17 protein-coding genes are annotated in these 16520 nt (G+C 38.8%); 7 read left to right on the top strand and 10 right to left on the bottom strand.

Annotated features, from left to right (window positions below; translation table 11 throughout):
• Positions 1 to 265 precede the first annotated feature (265 nt).
• Positions 266 to 832 (bottom strand): RNA polymerase sigma factor, encoded by a 567-nt coding sequence (locus tag WJR50_RS23475; RefSeq protein ID WP_341295737.1) that lies wholly within the window; start codon positions 830 to 832, stop codon positions 266 to 268.
• A 107-nt stretch (positions 833 to 939) separates the two neighbouring features.
• Here WJR50_RS23475 and WJR50_RS23470 point away from each other — a divergent pair, with 107 nt between their 5' ends.
• The 4 genes from WJR50_RS23470 to WJR50_RS23455 are packed head-to-tail and all read left to right on the top strand — an operon-like array spanning position 940 to position 5062.
• Positions 940 to 1656 (top strand): C39 family peptidase, encoded by a 717-nt coding sequence (locus tag WJR50_RS23470; RefSeq protein ID WP_341295736.1) that lies wholly within the window; start codon positions 940 to 942, stop codon positions 1654 to 1656.
• A gap of 1 nt (position 1657) precedes the next feature.
• Positions 1658 to 3106 (top strand): RimK family ATP-grasp domain-containing protein, encoded by a 1449-nt coding sequence (locus WJR50_RS23465; RefSeq protein WP_341295735.1) that lies wholly within the window; start codon positions 1658 to 1660, stop codon positions 3104 to 3106.
• A gap of 1 nt (position 3107) precedes the next feature.
• Positions 3108 to 4373: a carboxylate-amine ligase gene (locus tag WJR50_RS23460; RefSeq protein WP_341295734.1), complete on the top strand. Its 1266-nt coding sequence runs from the start codon at positions 3108 to 3110 to the stop codon at positions 4371 to 4373.
• On the top strand, positions 4349 to 5062 hold the full coding sequence (locus tag WJR50_RS23455) for an N-formylglutamate amidohydrolase (RefSeq protein ID WP_341295733.1): 714 nt from the start codon (positions 4349 to 4351) through the stop codon (positions 5060 to 5062). The genes WJR50_RS23460 and WJR50_RS23455 overlap by 25 nt, the downstream gene beginning before the upstream one ends.
• A 51-nt stretch (positions 5063 to 5113) precedes the next feature.
• On the opposite strand, the gene WJR50_RS23450 is transcribed toward WJR50_RS23455, so the two are convergent.
• Positions 5114 to 5518 (bottom strand): hypothetical protein, encoded by a 405-nt coding sequence (locus tag WJR50_RS23450; protein ID WP_341295732.1) that lies wholly within the window; start codon positions 5516 to 5518, stop codon positions 5114 to 5116.
• 664 nt (positions 5519 to 6182) lie between these two features.
• Between WJR50_RS23450 and ftsH the strand changes: the two genes are divergently transcribed.
• Complete coding sequence (gene ftsH, locus WJR50_RS23445; protein ID WP_341295731.1) at positions 6183 to 8093, top strand: ATP-dependent zinc metalloprotease FtsH; 1911 nt, start codon at positions 6183 to 6185, stop codon at positions 8091 to 8093.
• 51 nt (positions 8094 to 8144) lie between these two features.
• Here ftsH and WJR50_RS23440 read toward each other — a convergent pair whose 3' ends face one another.
• The 8 genes from WJR50_RS23440 to WJR50_RS23405 all read right to left on the bottom strand — a co-directional run bounded on the left by WJR50_RS23440 (position 8145) and on the right by WJR50_RS23405 (position 14931).
• On the bottom strand, positions 8145 to 8393 hold the full coding sequence (locus WJR50_RS23440) for a hypothetical protein (protein WP_341295730.1): 249 nt from the start codon (positions 8391 to 8393) through the stop codon (positions 8145 to 8147).
• Between the two features lie 165 nt (positions 8394 to 8558).
• A protein-coding gene (gene prfB / locus WJR50_RS23435) for a peptide chain release factor 2 (RefSeq protein ID WP_341295729.1) occupies positions 8559 to 9636 on the bottom strand; the annotation gives its coding sequence in 2 pieces (ribosomal slippage) (positions 8559 to 9575 and positions 9577 to 9636; 1077 coding nt in all).
• A 79-nt stretch (positions 9637 to 9715) separates the two neighbouring features.
• Entirely contained in the window at positions 9716 to 10780 is a 1065-nt protein-coding gene (locus WJR50_RS23430; protein WP_341295728.1) for a branched-chain amino acid aminotransferase, read from the bottom strand.
• A gap of 141 nt (positions 10781 to 10921) precedes the next feature.
• The gene (locus tag WJR50_RS23425; protein WP_341295727.1) at positions 10922 to 11512 is read right to left on the bottom strand and encodes an SGNH/GDSL hydrolase family protein; all 591 of its coding nucleotides are present in this window, start codon (positions 11510 to 11512) and stop codon (positions 10922 to 10924) included.
• A 23-nt stretch (positions 11513 to 11535) separates the two neighbouring features.
• Positions 11536 to 11871, bottom strand: a complete 336-nt coding sequence (locus tag WJR50_RS23420; protein WP_341295726.1) for an MmcQ/YjbR family DNA-binding protein — start codon at positions 11869 to 11871, stop codon at positions 11536 to 11538.
• Positions 11872 to 12063, bottom strand: coding sequence for a DUF6728 family protein (locus WJR50_RS23415; RefSeq protein WP_341295725.1), 192 nt, complete (start codon positions 12061 to 12063; stop codon positions 11872 to 11874). It lies immediately after the preceding gene.
• Between the two features lie 62 nt (positions 12064 to 12125).
• A complete protein-coding gene (gene ispG / locus WJR50_RS23410; protein ID WP_341295724.1) occupies positions 12126 to 14123 on the bottom strand; it encodes a (E)-4-hydroxy-3-methylbut-2-enyl-diphosphate synthase in 1998 nt (665 codons plus the stop codon).
• A 100-nt stretch (positions 14124 to 14223) separates the two neighbouring features.
• Positions 14224 to 14931 carry an SDR family oxidoreductase gene (locus tag WJR50_RS23405; RefSeq protein WP_341295723.1) on the bottom strand — a complete coding sequence of 236 codons (708 nt, stop codon included), beginning with the start codon at positions 14929 to 14931 and terminating at the stop codon, positions 14224 to 14226.
• 103 nt (positions 14932 to 15034) lie between these two features.
• Here WJR50_RS23405 and WJR50_RS23400 point away from each other — a divergent pair, with 103 nt between their 5' ends.
• On the top strand, positions 15035 to 15763 hold the full coding sequence (locus WJR50_RS23400) for an MlaE family ABC transporter permease (RefSeq protein WP_341295722.1): 729 nt from the start codon (positions 15035 to 15037) through the stop codon (positions 15761 to 15763).
• 12 nt (positions 15764 to 15775) lie between these two features.
• Entirely contained in the window at positions 15776 to 16513 is a 738-nt protein-coding gene (locus WJR50_RS23395; protein WP_341295721.1) for an ABC transporter ATP-binding protein, read from the top strand.
• The last annotated feature ends 7 nt before the right edge of the window (positions 16514 to 16520 follow it).

Here is a 16520-nt window from a genome sequence, read left to right as displayed (position 1 = left end):
CAAACTGTGAGCAGCTCAAAACACATGCGCCTAAATTGTAATCGGTTGCATTTTTTTAGTAAAAAACTCCTCCCGATATTTTACTTTACGAAAAGTCTAGGTGGAGTCAGTAATCAGATTATCGTACTTGGATGCTAAAAATTGATAATGCCCCTCAAACAAAAAATACTCATGTAGGTAACACGGATTCAAATGTAAATAAGAAAGTCAGAGAAACTGTACTGTACTATGCTGCATAAGTACATAGTCTCAAAAAAAAATGCTATTAACTACCCTTATGCATGTTATATAGCTTGTTAATTTTTTCTTTGGCTCTCTTCAGTCGCATTTTAACGGCGCTCTCAGATAAATTGAGTGTTTTCTGAATGTCTTTGATCTGGTGTTTTTCTTTATACTTGAGCAGTAGCAACATTTTTTCCTCAGGAGTCATCTGATCCAGAAGTTCAATTAGTACTTTTTCACTCAGTGCTTCATTAATTTCCTCTTCGCTTTCAATGATTTCTCCCACTTCATCGCTCAGCTTTTCAGTAATCACACTGTGCACATTTTTCTTATGTTTCCGCAAATAATCTATGCAAGTACTATGTATAATAGTAAACAGCCAGGTGGAAAATTTAGCTTCGTTACGAAAATCTTTTATGCGCAAAAAAACCTTAATAAGAATCTCCTGCATTAAGTCCTCGCTTGCATCATCCTGCATTACATAAGTCTTACACTTTTTTAGAATTTTTTTTTCATGCCTACGTGCAAGTTCAGCAAAGTACCGCTGATCACCACTCTCTTTCAACTGAATTGCTAGTCTTTCATCACTCAATTTCTCTATCTCTGCCATAGAATTAACGCTATTATTTTCTCTCATAAAAAATCTTACAATTATTACACATTCATGTGACTTTTCCATTCCATGTCGTCAAAGTAGTAAAATTATTAAAAGTAAGCATGGATGAAATTAAGCATGTACTGACAGTCAACATAAAGCCTCAGCCTGACGATGTCACCTGTGGACCTACTTGCCTGCATGCCCTTTACAACTACTATCAGGATCATATGGAGATGGAAACTGTAATCGGGGAAGTACAGCAATTGAAAAGTGGTGGTACCCTGGCAGTATACCTGGGCATACACGCGCTGAAAAGAGGATATCAGGCCACTATTTATACCTATAATTTACACATTTTTGACCCTACCTGGTTTAAAGAAGATACTGAGTTACACATCAAATTGAGGCAACAGGCATCTGTAAAAAGACAATTGAGAATAAAACAGGCAACAGACGCCTATGTACATTATCTGTCTCTTGGTGGAAAAATATTATATGAGGAACTAACGCCTAAACTTCTGAAAAGATATTTGGTCAGGCAGGTCCCTATATTGACAGGGCTTAGTGCTACTTACTTGTACCAATGTGCCCGTGAAATACCAGAGACTAATCAGTATCACGATGTAAAAGGCGAACCTAGCGGTCATTTTGTACTGATTAAAGGCTATGACCGAGAGACCAGAATGGTGCATATTTCTGATCCTCTGAATCCGAATCCAGTAGCCAAAACTGAGCAGCATTATCAGGTTCCTATTGACAGACTTATCAATGCCATATTACTTGGCATTGTCACTTACGATGCAAACTTATTGATTATTCAGCCGAAAAAAAGTTAACATGTCTAAACTTATTGTAACAGAAAACCCAAACAACTGGAAATTTCAAATTGATGGCGTTCAGGTGATTACTCCCACAGAATATTTCGGGGAATCTCAATTACTGAAAGCAAGAAACACCAAAATTCTCAACTTTTGCCGCTCTTATCAGTATCAAAGCCTTGGTTATTATGTTTCTCTACTTGCAGAAGCCAGAGGTCATAAAGTTATGCCGCGCATTTCTTCCATTCAGGATTTTCGTTATCCTTCCCTGATCCGTGAGGACAGCTTGGATTTTGACGAATTGATACAGGATGCATTCAAGCAGGTGGGCGACAAAACGGTCGAGATGCGCATTTATATGGGAAAAACTCAGAACGAGGCTTTTCTCAAGCTTGCTTCCCTCCTATTTAATTTATTGCAAACCCCTCTTCTTAAGGCTCGCTTTGTACAAAAAGAAAAAAAATGGTTGCTGCAGTACATCCGGCCCATGAATAATGCAGATATACCAGAAGAGGATAAGCCATTGCTGAGTGCTTCATTACAGGCATATTTTGCCGGTAAAAAAACATTCGGAAGCAATGTGTCACGTAAAAAGTACGACCTGGCTATATTGATAAATCCCGATGAAAAAACACCTCCATCCAATGCCAAGGCTATTCAAAAATTTGTGAAAGCTGCCGATAAAACCGGCTTTAGTGTAGACTTGATTACCAAAAATGATTTAGGAAAGCTCATTCAATATGATGCGCTTTTTATCCGTGAAACCACCAATGTAAATCACCATACCTTTAGATTTGCTAAAAAAGCTGAATCTGAAGGGCTGGTTGTAATTGATGATTCAGACTCAATTCTGAAGTGTACTAATAAGGTCTATCTGAACGAAGTGTTGCAAGCCAACCAGATACCGACTCCTAAATCCATGATGGTGCGCAAAGAAACTCCGGTATCAGCGCTCTATGATTTTGGTTTTCCTTTGGTGCTGAAACAGCCTGACAGCTGTTTTTCCAAAGGCGTCATAAAAATTAATTCGGAACCAGAACTTGTGCCTGCTTTACAGAGCCTTTTCCAAAATTCAGAATTGTTAATTGCTCAGGAATTTATGCCCACCGCCTTTGACTGGAGGATTGGTATCATCAATAATGAACCTTTGTATATCTGCAAGTACTTTATGGCGCGTAATCACTGGCAAATCGTCAACTGGTCAAAAGCAAAAGATAAGGATGGTAAGGCAGAAACTCTGACTTTCAATGATGCTCCCAAGGAACTGATTGAAACTGCACTAAAAGCTACCAAACTCATCGGCAATAGCCTTTATGGGGTGGATATCAAAGAGGCCAATGGACGATATTATGTGATTGAAGTCAATGATAACCCCAGTATTGACGGTGGAATTGAAGACAAAATGATCAAAGATCAGCTTTACCTGAAAATTATGGATACCCTCTTACAACGCGTTAAATCCAATTAACATGCAAGAACGCAAACCTCTTCACCTTTTCCAGGCTTATGGTGTGGAACTGGAATACATGATTGTTGACAAAAATACATTGGATATAAAACCTATTGCTGATGAACTACTCACAGCAGCAGCAGGTAAATTAGTAGATGAATTTGAGAATGGACCGGTTACCTGGTCCAATGAGTTGGTAAGACACGTAATTGAGCTAAAATGTACCCACCCCACTGATGACCTCTGGAAGCTAGGGGAAGATTTTACCAGGAACGTGAAGCAGATTAATGCTTTGCTGAACCGATTTGATGCCAAATTAATGCCTACTGCTGCTCACCCCTGGATGAATCCAGCAAAAGAAACGCAGCTTTGGCCTCATGGCAATAAAGAAATCTATGAAACCTATGATCGTATTTTTAACTGTAAAGGTCATGGGTGGTCAAATTTGCAGAGTACTCATTTGAATCTTCCGTTCTCAGGAGATGAGGAGTTTGCCAAACTGCATGCTGCAATACGTGTACTGATGCCCATAATGCCAGCACTTACCGCAAGTTCACCCATACTGGAAGGCAGCTATACAGGAAAGCTTGACAAGCGACTTGACTACTATCAGCAAAACCAGAAGCGAATTCCGGAAATCACTGGCAAAGTCATTCCTGAGCAGGCTTTCAGCGAGGCAGATTACCAGCGCATGATCTATGACCCTATAGGTTTAGCAGCCAAACCTTTTGATAAAGATGAAATCCTGGAAGCAGTATGGCTTAACTCCAGAGGTGCGATCGCCAGATTTGATCGTGGTTCTATAGAAATCAGAATTCTTGACATACAGGAAAGCCCAATTGCTGACTTGGCTATTCTCAACCTGATCATCCATGTACTTAGGCTTTTGGTGGAAGGAAAAAATATCTCATTGGATGAGCAAAAAAGCTGGTCAGAAGATGCACTGTTTCAAATTTTCCAGAAGGTAATTCAAGATGCCGAAAATACGGTTATTGAAGATGCTGCTTATCTCAAGTTATTCCGGTGGGAAAAGGATCATGCAAAAGCGAAGCAAATCTGGTTGCATTTGTACCAACTGGTACATGAATATTATCCTCAGAGGATTGCTCCCTGGGCCCCTACTTTAGATATGCTTCTTATGCGTGGATCTCTAGGAGGTAAAATCCTTCAGTTGGCTGATAGTATCTACAGCAAAGAGAACCTGAAGTTAATTTACAGCGAATTATGTGACTGTCTGGATGAAAACGAAACCTTTGAGACATGGCAAACTATGCCTGTTTCTTAAGCTGTGAGCACGGAGGAAACTATATTCCTCCTGCTTTTCTACAATACTTTCTAGGTCAGGAGAAAGTACTTCAAAGTCATCGGGGATGGGACGCAGGTACGCTGGAGGTATCTGAATATCTGTTCCAAACATTGGGAATTCCGCTGGTGTATTGCACTACGAGCAGACTTTTGATAGAAATGAATCGCTCAGTGGGACATCCTCAGCTTTTTTCAGAATTTACACAATCCATATCAGAACAGGAAAAAGCGGATTTATTGGCTGAATTTTATCATCCCTACAGAAATAAGGTTAAATCTATCATTGGAAGCAATGTACTTAAGCATCAGAAAAGCCTGCACTTTTCTATCCACTCATTTACTCCGGTATTTGATGGATATACCCGGGATGTAGATTTGGGACTTTTGTTTGATCCTGCACGGCCTCTGGAATTGCAAACTAGTACGCTTCTGAAGTCGGACATGCAAATGCAACTTCCTCATATGCAGATCAGGTTTAATGAGCCCTACCTTGGAATAGATGATGGCCTTACCACTTATTTGAGAACTCAGTATGATGATGATGTGTATGCTGGGATAGAAATTGAAATTAATCAAAAATGGGTTGGAACTGAACAATTTTCATTTATCAAACAAGCAGTAAAATTTGCAATTGAAAACCTAGAAATAAGAAAGCCAGTAACTAAATAATCACTGGCTTTACTCCTTACAAGCACTGAAAACACTGTAAATCAAATCCAACTAATCAATTATTTCATTTTCTATGTTATCTGCTAATAGCATATTGAGCAATTGATGAAGCTTTTCTTTTGTAGCGTTAAACTTATTCATCAACTCGTAATACTCCTTTTCTAAAAGCATTTCATTGGTTATTTCCAGATGCTCCCTCACAAATATGGCAAACAGCATCATGCTTTGACGGTTAGCTTTATTGTCAACAAAGAATTTTCTAACCGCATTATTCATGTGATACATGCTATTCTTATCAGATATGAGGTATTTGTTGAAATGCCTCTGAAAGTCATCACATGCCTGGGCAAAAGAAAAGCCTCTCAAGAGTTTTTCTTCGGAAAGCTTATCCTTATATTCATTATAGAATGATTCGGCTCCATTAGGCTGGAGTTCAAGTTCTGGAAAGCGTATCATATTTTTATATTTTTTCAATTTCTAATCTTATTATGCATGCAATATAAATAAGAATATTTAAGTTTCAAATAAAAAAAGTTCAATTATTTATTTTCCAATTCTATTCTTACATGAATTTAACCGCTTTTAAAGCGCATAAAACCTGCTAAGCACACGTTTTGCTTATTTTTCTAAACTTTATAGAGGATATTCTTACAGATACAATAGAAGTTAAGTGAAGAGGTTGGTAGAATTAAATAGCTTATTCTAAGTATTTCTAAAAGCTGTATGTCGTGAATGTTTCTTTAGTAATATTCTAAAACCGCTTATAAAAACTAAAGGAGGGTAAATTACCCTCCTAAGTCCATTTCCATCAAGTAAACAGCCCGATTGTTTTTCCAGTGGCCGCCGAAGCGATATTTGTAGTTCAAAAAATTTAATTGTCTAGTTTAAAAAATCTGGAATAACAATTTGCAAAAGGTATTTCCAATTCCGTGCCTAAGCCAAATAGTCCCAAAAATTGAGGCAAAGGCCATTTTTCTTAAGCGAATTTTCCCCATCACTGTAGAAAATTTTCATCATTTCCCCAGCTATTTATTTAGCAATAAGAAAAGGATTCTCAAGATAACGAATTGAGTTCTCGGTAGTTATACTTGTAAAGAATTAAAAAATTAGCCGAAAACTTATGAATAAAAAAGAAAAAAATATAAAACAAAGCAAAAAAGGAAATCAGAGACCTAATAATTCCTGGTTGAGGATGTTATTTTTTGGCTTAATGGTAGTGTTTGGATTTTACTTTTTTGGCCAGTCTTCCAGCACTTCACAATCCATTGGCTGGCAAGAGTTGAAAGAAAATTACCTGCAAAGAGAGCGAGTACAGAAAATAGAGGTCATCAACAAGAAGATTGCTCATATTTATCTTAATGATAGCGCTGCAAACCAAGAAGCTGAGGACCAGGGAATTTTTAATCAGAGCACTAATGGCCCTGACTTTCAGTATACTTTAGGTTCAGTGGAAACTTTTGAGGATAAAATACAGGAGGCAGAATCAACCTACAACATAAGTCCGGTTAATGTAAACTATGTTTACCAGACAAACTGGTTGTCCAGCTTATTACCATGGTTACTACCCATCATTCTTATCGTTTTCTTTTTTTACTTTATGCGTAAAAGAGCCCAGCAATCTATGGGGGGTGGAAACAACATCTTTTCAATCGGTAAATCAAAGGCAAAAATATACGATGAAACGAACAAGCCATCCATCAGATTTAATGACATCGCAGGATTAGAAGAAGCTAAAACTGAAGTAGCGGAAGTAGTACATTACCTGAGAGATACCAGTAAATACGTTACTGTGGGCGCCAAAATTCCTAAAGGAATGTTACTGGTTGGCCCTCCCGGAACTGGTAAAACCATGATGGCAAAAGCAGTAGCTGGTGAGGCAAATGTCCCCTTTTTATCAATGTCTGGGTCTGACTTTGTAGAAATGTTTGTGGGAGTTGGTGCTTCAAGGGTAAGAAACCTATTTAAACAGGCAAAAGAAAAGGCTCCCTGTATCATATTTATAGATGAAATTGATGCTATTGGCCGGTCAAGAGGAAAAGCTAAGTCTTTACAAAGTAATGACGAGCAGGAAAATACACTCAATCAATTATTACAGGCTCTGGATGGTTTTGAAACCAATTCAGGAGTAATTGTGCTTGCCGCTACTAATCGTAAAGATGTGCTGGATAAAGCATTATTACGTCCCGGGCGTTTTGACCGTGAGATTTACCTTGATCTTCCTAACCTTGAGGAAAGAAAAGCTATTTTTGCAGTTCACCTTAAAAATATCAATATAAAAGATGATATAAAGGTTGATGTATTGGCAGCACAAAGTGCCGGTTTTGCCGGTGCCAATATTGCCAACATTTGCAATGAAGCTGCGCTGATCGCTGCTCGTAACGAAAGAGATTATGTGATCAATGAGGATATGATGAATGCATTGGACCGAACAGTAGCTGGTTTGGAGAAAAAAAGCAGAAAAATTTCTGATGAGGAAAAAGAAATTATTTCATATCACGAAGCAGGTCATGCGGTAATCAGCCATCTGCTCAAAAATGTTGATGACTTAGTCAAAGTAAGCATTATCCCTCGTGGTAGATCATTGGGTGCAAACTGGTACATGCCGCAGGAAAGAAATATCGTGACAAAAAAACAGCTTTTTGATAAAATGTGTGCTACCCTGGGAGGAAGAGCTGCTGAGGAAATAGTGTTTGATGAAATATCATCAGGTGCTCTGGATGACCTTGAAAAAGTAACCAAGATGGCATATAGCATGGTATCTATATACGGGCTGAGTGAAAAAGTGGGTAACCTGAGTTTTCATGACAGCACTGGTGAAAATCAACAATCTCTGCAAAAGCCTTACAGTGAATATTTAGGTAAAAAGATTGATGAAGAAGTTCAGCTGGTGATCCACAATGCTTATGAAAGAGCTAAATTACTTCTTAAAGATGAAAGAGAGGCATTAAACAGAGTTGCCGAGTTGCTTCTGGATAGAGAAGTAATTCTTAAAAAAGATGTTGATAAGATTTTTACCGAAGTGACCGTGTAGATTTAAAGCTCCGATCATAAATAATGAAGCCTCTGTGCAAATCAGAGGCTTTTAATAAAATAACTCATCCAGACTTATATCTTCAATGTAAGGATTTAAACGAGAGGTTTGTAAAAATCCTTCTATCCTGTCTACTTGGCCTAGTTCAAGATTATAGACAATTTCTACAAAGAAATCATTTAATGCGTATAGATCGTGGTAAAAACGGAAACCATCTTTCCTAGCCAAATGACTACCGTGTTTCCAGGTATACTGCGCTTGCCGGGAAATAGTTAGTTGTAAAAAAATATCAATGTCCACACAAAAGTATTTAATTATTCCTCCTCATTTATATTACTTTGAAACGAAGATAATAAGTTAATATTCCTACAGATTCAACAATATCCGGCAACAAATTGAGAGTTATTTTGCTCTTGAGATAATCATATAAAAAAAGCAGGCATAACCGACCTGCTTTTTTTTTGATTATTGGTCCATCAGATAGGCTTTGATAAATTCATCCAAATCTCCATCCAGCACCTGATTAACATCCGTACGTTCTACACTAGTTCTGGTATCTTTAACCAGTTTGTAAGGATGTAGCACATAATTTCTGATCTGGGACCCAAAATCTATCTTATCCTTATTACTTTCAATCTCTGCTCTTTCCGCATTTTTTCTTTCCACTTCTACCTGATAAAGCCTGGACTTCAACATTTTCATGGCCTTATCTTTATTCTGAAGTTGAGATCTTTCCTGCTGACACTCTACCACAATACCAGAAGGAGCATGACGTAAACGGACTGCGGTTTCAACCTTGTTTACATTCTGCCCACCTGCACCTCCTGAACGGAAAGTCTCCCATGTGATATCTGCGGGATTGATATCAATCTCAATTGAATCATCTACTACCGGGTATACAAATACTGATGCAAAAGAAGTTTGTCGCTTACCGTTAGCATTAAATGGAGAAATTCTTACCAAACGATGTACACCATTTTCCGACTTTAAATTGCCGTAGGCAAATTCTCCGTCAAACTCTAAAGAAACACCTTTAATTCCGGCAGTATCCCCCGGTTGATAACTGATTTGCTTTACATTATAGTTGTGACTCTCCCCCCACATGATGTACATGCGCATGAGCATCTCCGACCAGTCCTGACTTTCTGTACCACCAGCTCCAGGATTAATTTCCAGGATGGCACTGAGCTGATCTTCTTCTCCAGAGAGCATTTTTTTGAACTCTAAATCTTCAATGATCTGGAGAGTCTTTTTGTACTCTTTGTTGATATCCTCTTCACTGACCTCATCCATTTCATAAAACTCATAGAGCGTATCCAGGTCTTCATAGGCAGTCTGAGCTTTTTCAAAATTATTAGTCCATACTTTTTTGCTCTGAATGGACTTCATCGTGAGCTCTGCCTGCTTAGGGTCGTTCCAGAAGTCTGGCTGAACACTTATGGCTTCTTCATCTTCTATTTCACTTATCTTCTTATCGTAGTCAAAGATACCTCCTCAAGGCATCTACTCTTGCCTTCAAATCTTTCAGTTGATCTTTAGTCATGGGTGTAACAATTTATATTGAGTTAAACAAAAAAAATCCACTTTTCGTCTAAAGTGGATTTCAGTACAATTTATAATATTTAAATTTTATGAATCCAACCGAAACGGTCTTCTTTTTTTCCTCTCTTGATAGATTCCATTTCTACCAGTGCTTTGTTAGAAAACTCTCTACTTTCTATCGGTGGTAGTTCATAGTCAATTCCTTCATAGCCAATGGCAGCAATATGGGCAACAGTAGCAGCAGTACCTGCGCCAAAAGCTTCCTGTAGACGGCCAGCCTTGATGGCTTCAATGATTTCTGTTACTGTAACTTTTCTTATTTCTACTTCCATCCCCCAGTCACGGGCAAGCTCTAATATACTATCACGGGTTACACCTTCCAGAATAGTACCGCTGGTAGGTGGCGTTATTAACTTACCGTCAATGACCAACATGATATTCATAGTTCCTGCCTCTTCAATCAGCGAATGGGTTTTACTATCAGTCCAGATCAACTGGTCATAACCTTCTTTTCCAGCCAGTTGCGCAGGGTATAAAGAAGCAGCATAATTACCAGCAGTTTTAGCAGCCCCAGTCCCTCCTTCTGCTGCTCTTACGAATTTAGTTTCTATCTTAACCCTAACCGGCTTACTGTAGTATCCACCTACCGGACAGGTAAATATCATAAACTTATAGGTAAGAGACGGACGCACTCCGATATACTCATCAGCAGCAAACATGAACGGTCTGAGATAGAGTGAGTTTCCTTCCTTATCAGGAATCCAGTTACGATCTAATCTTACCAATTCGTCCAGACCACCAATAAATATTTCTTCGGGTAACTCGGGCATACACATTCTTACCGCAGAACGATTGAAGCGTTGCGCATTTTTTTCCGGACGGAAAATCAGAGCGCTTCCATCAGGACCTTTGTGGGCTTTCATGCCCTCAAATATTGACTGTCCATAATGCAATGCTGCATTCGCCGGACTCATTGACAGATGCTCAAATGGGACAATTCTTAATGCTCCCCACTGCCCATCCTTATAGTCAGCGATGAACATATGGTCGGAATATACTTTTCCAAAAGGGATATTGTCAAAATCAACTTTATTGATTCTTGAGTTCTGTATTTTCTGAATGGCAATATCAAGTGTTCCTGTCATGACCTTTCACTTAGCTAAAAACAATAATATCAAAAAAAGTAAGTAAAGCTTTTCAAAACAAAGCTATAGATTTTACGCAATTTATCAGTCTTTATCTTTTAAGAAATAGCTTTTATGGAAAAAAATATATCTTATATACGCTCAGCTAAAATCACAGGTTTTTATTATTTCATCTACCCAAAGTCTGTACATCTTTGTAGAAGGATGTAATTGGTCATCAGTAAGATAATCTTGATGATGCTCAGCTTTCAATGAGTGCTGAGTGATATCGCAATACTGAAAGCCAAAATGACGCGCAAAATCCCTTTTAACTTGATTAAAACTTTCAATTTGACTACTGATTGTTTGCGGACTTTTGTCTTTTGCAAAAGGAGTTATACCATAATCGGGTATTGAAATTACGAAAACCCTTTTGGTATTATGCGCTACCAAAGGAAGCATAAATTCTCCTAAACGAATCAAATCCTGCTGATAGCTATCCAGACTTTGCCCTCGGTACTGATTATTCACTCCGATGAGTAAAGAAACCCAATCGTAAGATGAAGCGATTTGCGCTTTAGAAATACCCTCTAAGAGCTCAGAAGTCGTCCAGCCCGTAGTAGCAATAATCTGAGGACTTTGCCAATTTAATTTATTTGCAAGGAAAACCGGCCAGCGTGCTTCCTCTTTCACTCCCTCTCCAATTGTATACGAGTCGCCTAAAGCAAGATAAGTTGGTTTAGTATCTGTCATGATTTTGTAAGAAGTGCAAGTTATTACTGAACTTTTTTGGGCAATCCTTTCAACACCAGTGCATAAGATTCATCTACCAATTCTCTGATATGCCTATCTCCGATACTTCCATTAAGCAAGACTGTATTCCAATGCTTCTTATTCATGTGGTAACCTGGTTTTATTTCAGGATATTGTTCCCTTAACAAAACTGCTTTCTCCGGATCACATTTCAGGTTTACACTCTCAAAAGTATCAATATGAGTCAGAGCAAACATTTTTCCCATGACTTTAAAAACCAGTGTCTGTTCATCAAAAGGGAATTCTTCTGTTACCCCTTTCTTTGAAAGACAGTAATTGCGAAAAGATTCTATATCCAACTAAAACAGGTTTTTGATTACCAGATAAATAACTCCTATCAAGAACATCACAATTGAAATCTTATTGATACCATGCATCATTTTAAGATTCACATTATCTGTGCGGTTTTTTTCTTTGCTTCGGAAAAAATAACCTCCAACTTCTCCTAATGAGAAAAAGTCTTTCCATCCACCTTTCTTATTATCGCTCATAATTATAGTGTTTACTTAATTAAGCAACAATTTCAACAAAACGTTCATTTGAAATCTACAGCCTACTCCGGGTGAGAGGTAGGTTCATTCCAGCGGTCATCTTCTTTGATCAGTTGTATAAGTTCATCCACTGCATGCTCAGAAGGAACACTTCTTTTGACTACATTTTGCCCCCTATAAAGCGTAATTTTTCCTTTCCCAGACCCTACATAACCGTAATCAGCATCTGCCATTTCTCCCGGACCATTTACAATGCAGCCCATAATACCAATTTTCACTCCTTTGAGATGATCGGTTCTTTTACGTATCATCGCAGTAGTTTCCTGTAGGTCAAATAAAGTACGTCCGCAGGAAGGGCATGAAATGTATTCGGTTTTAGACATTCTTGTCCTGCAGGCCTGAAGAATACCGAAAGATATGCTGTTGTTTCTTGCAATCATTTGTAATTGCGCTTCTTTCGGCTTAGGCCGGACGATATCCATACTTAATAGAACTCCATCACCAAAACCATCAATCAACAATCCTCCCATATCCGTAGCGCTGTATAACTGCACTTTTTCATCTTCTAAATCTCCATACTTGCGCTTGATAATGACTGGTAAATCAATAGCACGATTCATCAGTTCATAAAAGAACCTGCGCTGTTCAGGCATTGCATGCTCATTATCAGTATCCAGAATTAATATCAAATTCTGATCATCCGCAATTTTCTGCCAAAAGCCTTCATTTGTTTCGGACAGACTGATCTCCAAAAAGTTGGCATAGGAATGAGATGCCTCTCTGTCCTGATACTCATCCCAGCTAAACAGAGGAAGTTTATTAATTTTATCAGCACAATTCAGCCAAGCCTGATAATCTAAAATTTCCTTTAGTCCATTAGGAAGCATGAAATCAATAGGTTGAGAACCTGTATAAATGTAGTCACAGCCAATTTCATTCATGGTCCACTTATCAGGCTCAGGCAGGTAAAAATGTCCGATACTTTTAAAATCCTTGTATGTCCAGTCCTCTACGTTACGAACATCTGTAATAACTCTGGGTACATTTTCTCCTCCTACATTGCCCACTTCATGACTTCTCCTCCGACTGTAGCTATATGGATCTTTGGGTACATGCTCAATTGGAAAAATCCGCTCGTGCGATGAACGGCTGTCATATCTTTTTACAAGATTATAAGCTACGGGCACCTCAAATTCAGGCTCTTCAGTGAGAGAAACCCTTACGGTATCTCCCAGGCCATCCTCCAGCAATGTACCAATACCTACGGCTGATTTGATACGGCCATCTTCACCATCTCCAGCCTCAGTCACTCCCAGATGCAGTGGATAAGGTTGTAAGCCTTCCTCGTCCAGTTTTTGAACGAGTAATCTGTACGCCTGCACCATCACCTGGGTGTTACTGGCTTTCATAGACACCACTATGTCATAATAATTGAGTTCCTCGCAGATACGAATAAACTCTAAAGCGGACTCTACCATGCCTAAGGGAGTATCCCCATAACGGCTCATGATTCTATCTGATAGAGACCCATGATTGGTACCGATACGCATGGCGGTGCCATATTCTTTACAGATTTTTACCAGTGGTTCAAATTTCTCACGAATACGCTCAATCTCTACCTGATAAGTATCATCCGTATATTCAATCAGCTCAAACTTCTTTTTGTCTGCATAGTTGCCCGGATTGATACGCACCTTTTCTACCAGTCGCGCGGCTAGTTCAGCAGCATTAGGCGTAAAGTGTATATCGGCAACCAGAGGTACTTTGTAGCCTCTTTTCAGAAGTTCCTTTTTAATATTTTCTAGGTTCTGAGCCTCTTTGATACTTGGTGCTGTGATGCGCACATATTCGCAACCCGCATCAACCATACGAATGGTTTGCTCCACCGAGCCCATAGTATCCATCGTATCCACAGTGGTCATAGATTGTACCCTGATTGGGTTATCACCTCCCAGCGGAATATCACCAATATAGACTTCACGGGTCTGACGTCGGTGGTAGGCAGTAAGGCTCTGACAGTATTTTTTAAAAGGCTGTACTTCTGATGCTAATATGGACATATGATTATAAGATGAATCTCAATACCATCGCAAAATAACGAAGATTGCATAAATTCTATTAGTAAACTTGGTTACAGTTGAAATGTTGTAAAATTCTAAGCTACAAATCTCCCAATTGTGGTCTGATCAGTACTTCTTCCATTACTGCACGATCGGATAGCTTGTAAGCCGTTAACACCGTTTCAGCTACATCTTCTGACTTCATAAATCGTTCTTCCGGCAAATCAGTTCCTTCCCAGCTGGCAGTATATGTGGCGCCAGGCAATACAGAGGTTACACGGATATCATAGGGCTTCATTTCTTCCCTAAGCACTTTACTCATTCCCAGCATGGCAAACTTGGCTATGCAGTACGAACCCCCGTTGGTATAAGGCACTATACTGGCTGTAGAACAAATGTTAAAAATATGCCCTTTTTTACGCTCCATCATGGGCTTGATCAGTGCACGACTGAGATGATAAGCGCTGTATAAATTGGTATCTATCATTTTTTCCAAAGCTCCCTCTTCTTCCTGATGAATCTGCCCGGGAATGAAAAGCCCGCTATTATTGACCAAAATTTCTACAGGTATACCAGAAGTATTAACCATTGCTGCGAAAGCTTTAACCTGATTTTTATCAGATAAATCGGCCGATTGATAAAGAAAATCAACTTCAGGATATTTATCATTTATCTCTTTTTGGAGCTTTTCCAGATCACTCTCTGTCCTTGAGCAGGTAGCGATAGAAAATCCTTCGGTAGCAAAGCTTTTAATGATCGCTTTTCCTATTCCTTTGGTTCCTCCGGTTACAACTGCTAATTTTTTCATAAAATTCTGTTTTTTCTTAACAAAAATATCTTTTTACGTTATTCCTTTATGAGTTAATGCATATTAATAATAACTATGCAATATCCATATCTAAATAACTTTTATGAGAAGCCTTGGTAAATACGTCATTTTTATTGGTACGCTATTTAAAAAAATGGAAACCTTCGGTACGTATGTCAAACGTACTTTAGACGAAGCCATCATTATTGGCATCAACTCTTTGGTATTAGTGACTATCGTATCCACTTTTATTGGCGCTGTGACAACAGTACAGACAGCGGCCAACCTGGTAAGCCCCTTTATACAGGACTTTATTATCAGCACTGTTGTTCGTGACATGACTGTATTTGAACTTGCTCCGACCATTACATCCATAGTTTTGGCCGGAAAAGTGGGTTCAAATATCGCTGGTGAGTTAGGTACCATGCGGATTACTGAGCAGGTAGACGCCCTTGAAGTCATGGGAATCAACGCATCTTCCTATCTGGTGCTTCCCAAAATTATAGCAGCCATGTTGATGTTTCCTATGCTGTGCGTACTTGCAGGTTTTCTGTCCATTTACGGAGGTTTTCTGGTGGGTACACTTACAAATATCGTTTCCGGTGAAGATTATGTGTACGGCCTACGCTTTGACTTCAGACAATATTTTATCTTCATCGCCCTGGTAAAATCGTTGGTTTTCGCATTTTTGGTATCATCTATTGCAGCGTACAAAGGATTTTATACAAAAGGTGGAGCTTTAGAAGTTGGCCAGGCCAGTACCAGTGCGGTAACTAACAGTTGTATCGCTATCCTTCTGGCAGATTATCTTGTAGTTGAAGTATTACTGTAAGCCTTACAGATTATGATTGAGATAAAGAACATTTCTAAATCCTTCAATGGTGTTTCTGTACTGGATGACATCAGCGGGACTTTCCACCAGAGTAAAAATAATTTGATCATCGGTGCCAGCGGTACTGGTAAGAGTGTATTGCTCAAATGTATTGTGGGGCTTATTCCACCCGATGAAGGCACTGTTTATTACAATGAAAGGGATTTTACCAATGCCGATAAGGATGTAAAAACTGAAATACGTCGTGAGATTGGGATGTTATTCCAGGGAGTTGCTCTATTTGATTCACTCACTGTTGAAAACAATGTGAAATTTCCTATGAACATCCTTACTGATTTGCCTGAGGATGAAAAGCAGGATAGAGTAAATTTCTGTCTTAAAAGAGTGGGTCTGGAAAATGTTAATAAAAAAATGCCTTCCGAATTAAGCGGAGGTATGAAGAAAAGAGTAGGCATTGCCCGCGCTATTGTCAATAATCCCCGATATTTATTTTGTGATGAGCCTAATTCCGGTCTTGATCCTCAGACTTCCATTCTCATTGATGAACTCATTCAGGAAATTACCTATGAGTTTGATATTACTACAGTAGTGGTCACACATGATATGAATTCTGTGATTGGTATAGGTGATCATGTAATGTTTCTTTATAAGGGCAAAAAACTCTGGGAAGGCAGTAATAAAGTGATTCTGGACACTGAGGTGCAGGAATTGAGAGATTTTGTTTTTGCAAACAAATTGATAGGCACTTAATTAAGTT

This window comes from Catalinimonas locisalis (assembly GCF_038039535.1).
Lineage (GTDB): Bacteria > Bacteroidota > Bacteroidia > Cytophagales > Cyclobacteriaceae > Catalinimonas.
This window is presented reverse-complemented; position numbering and strand designations above follow the sequence as displayed.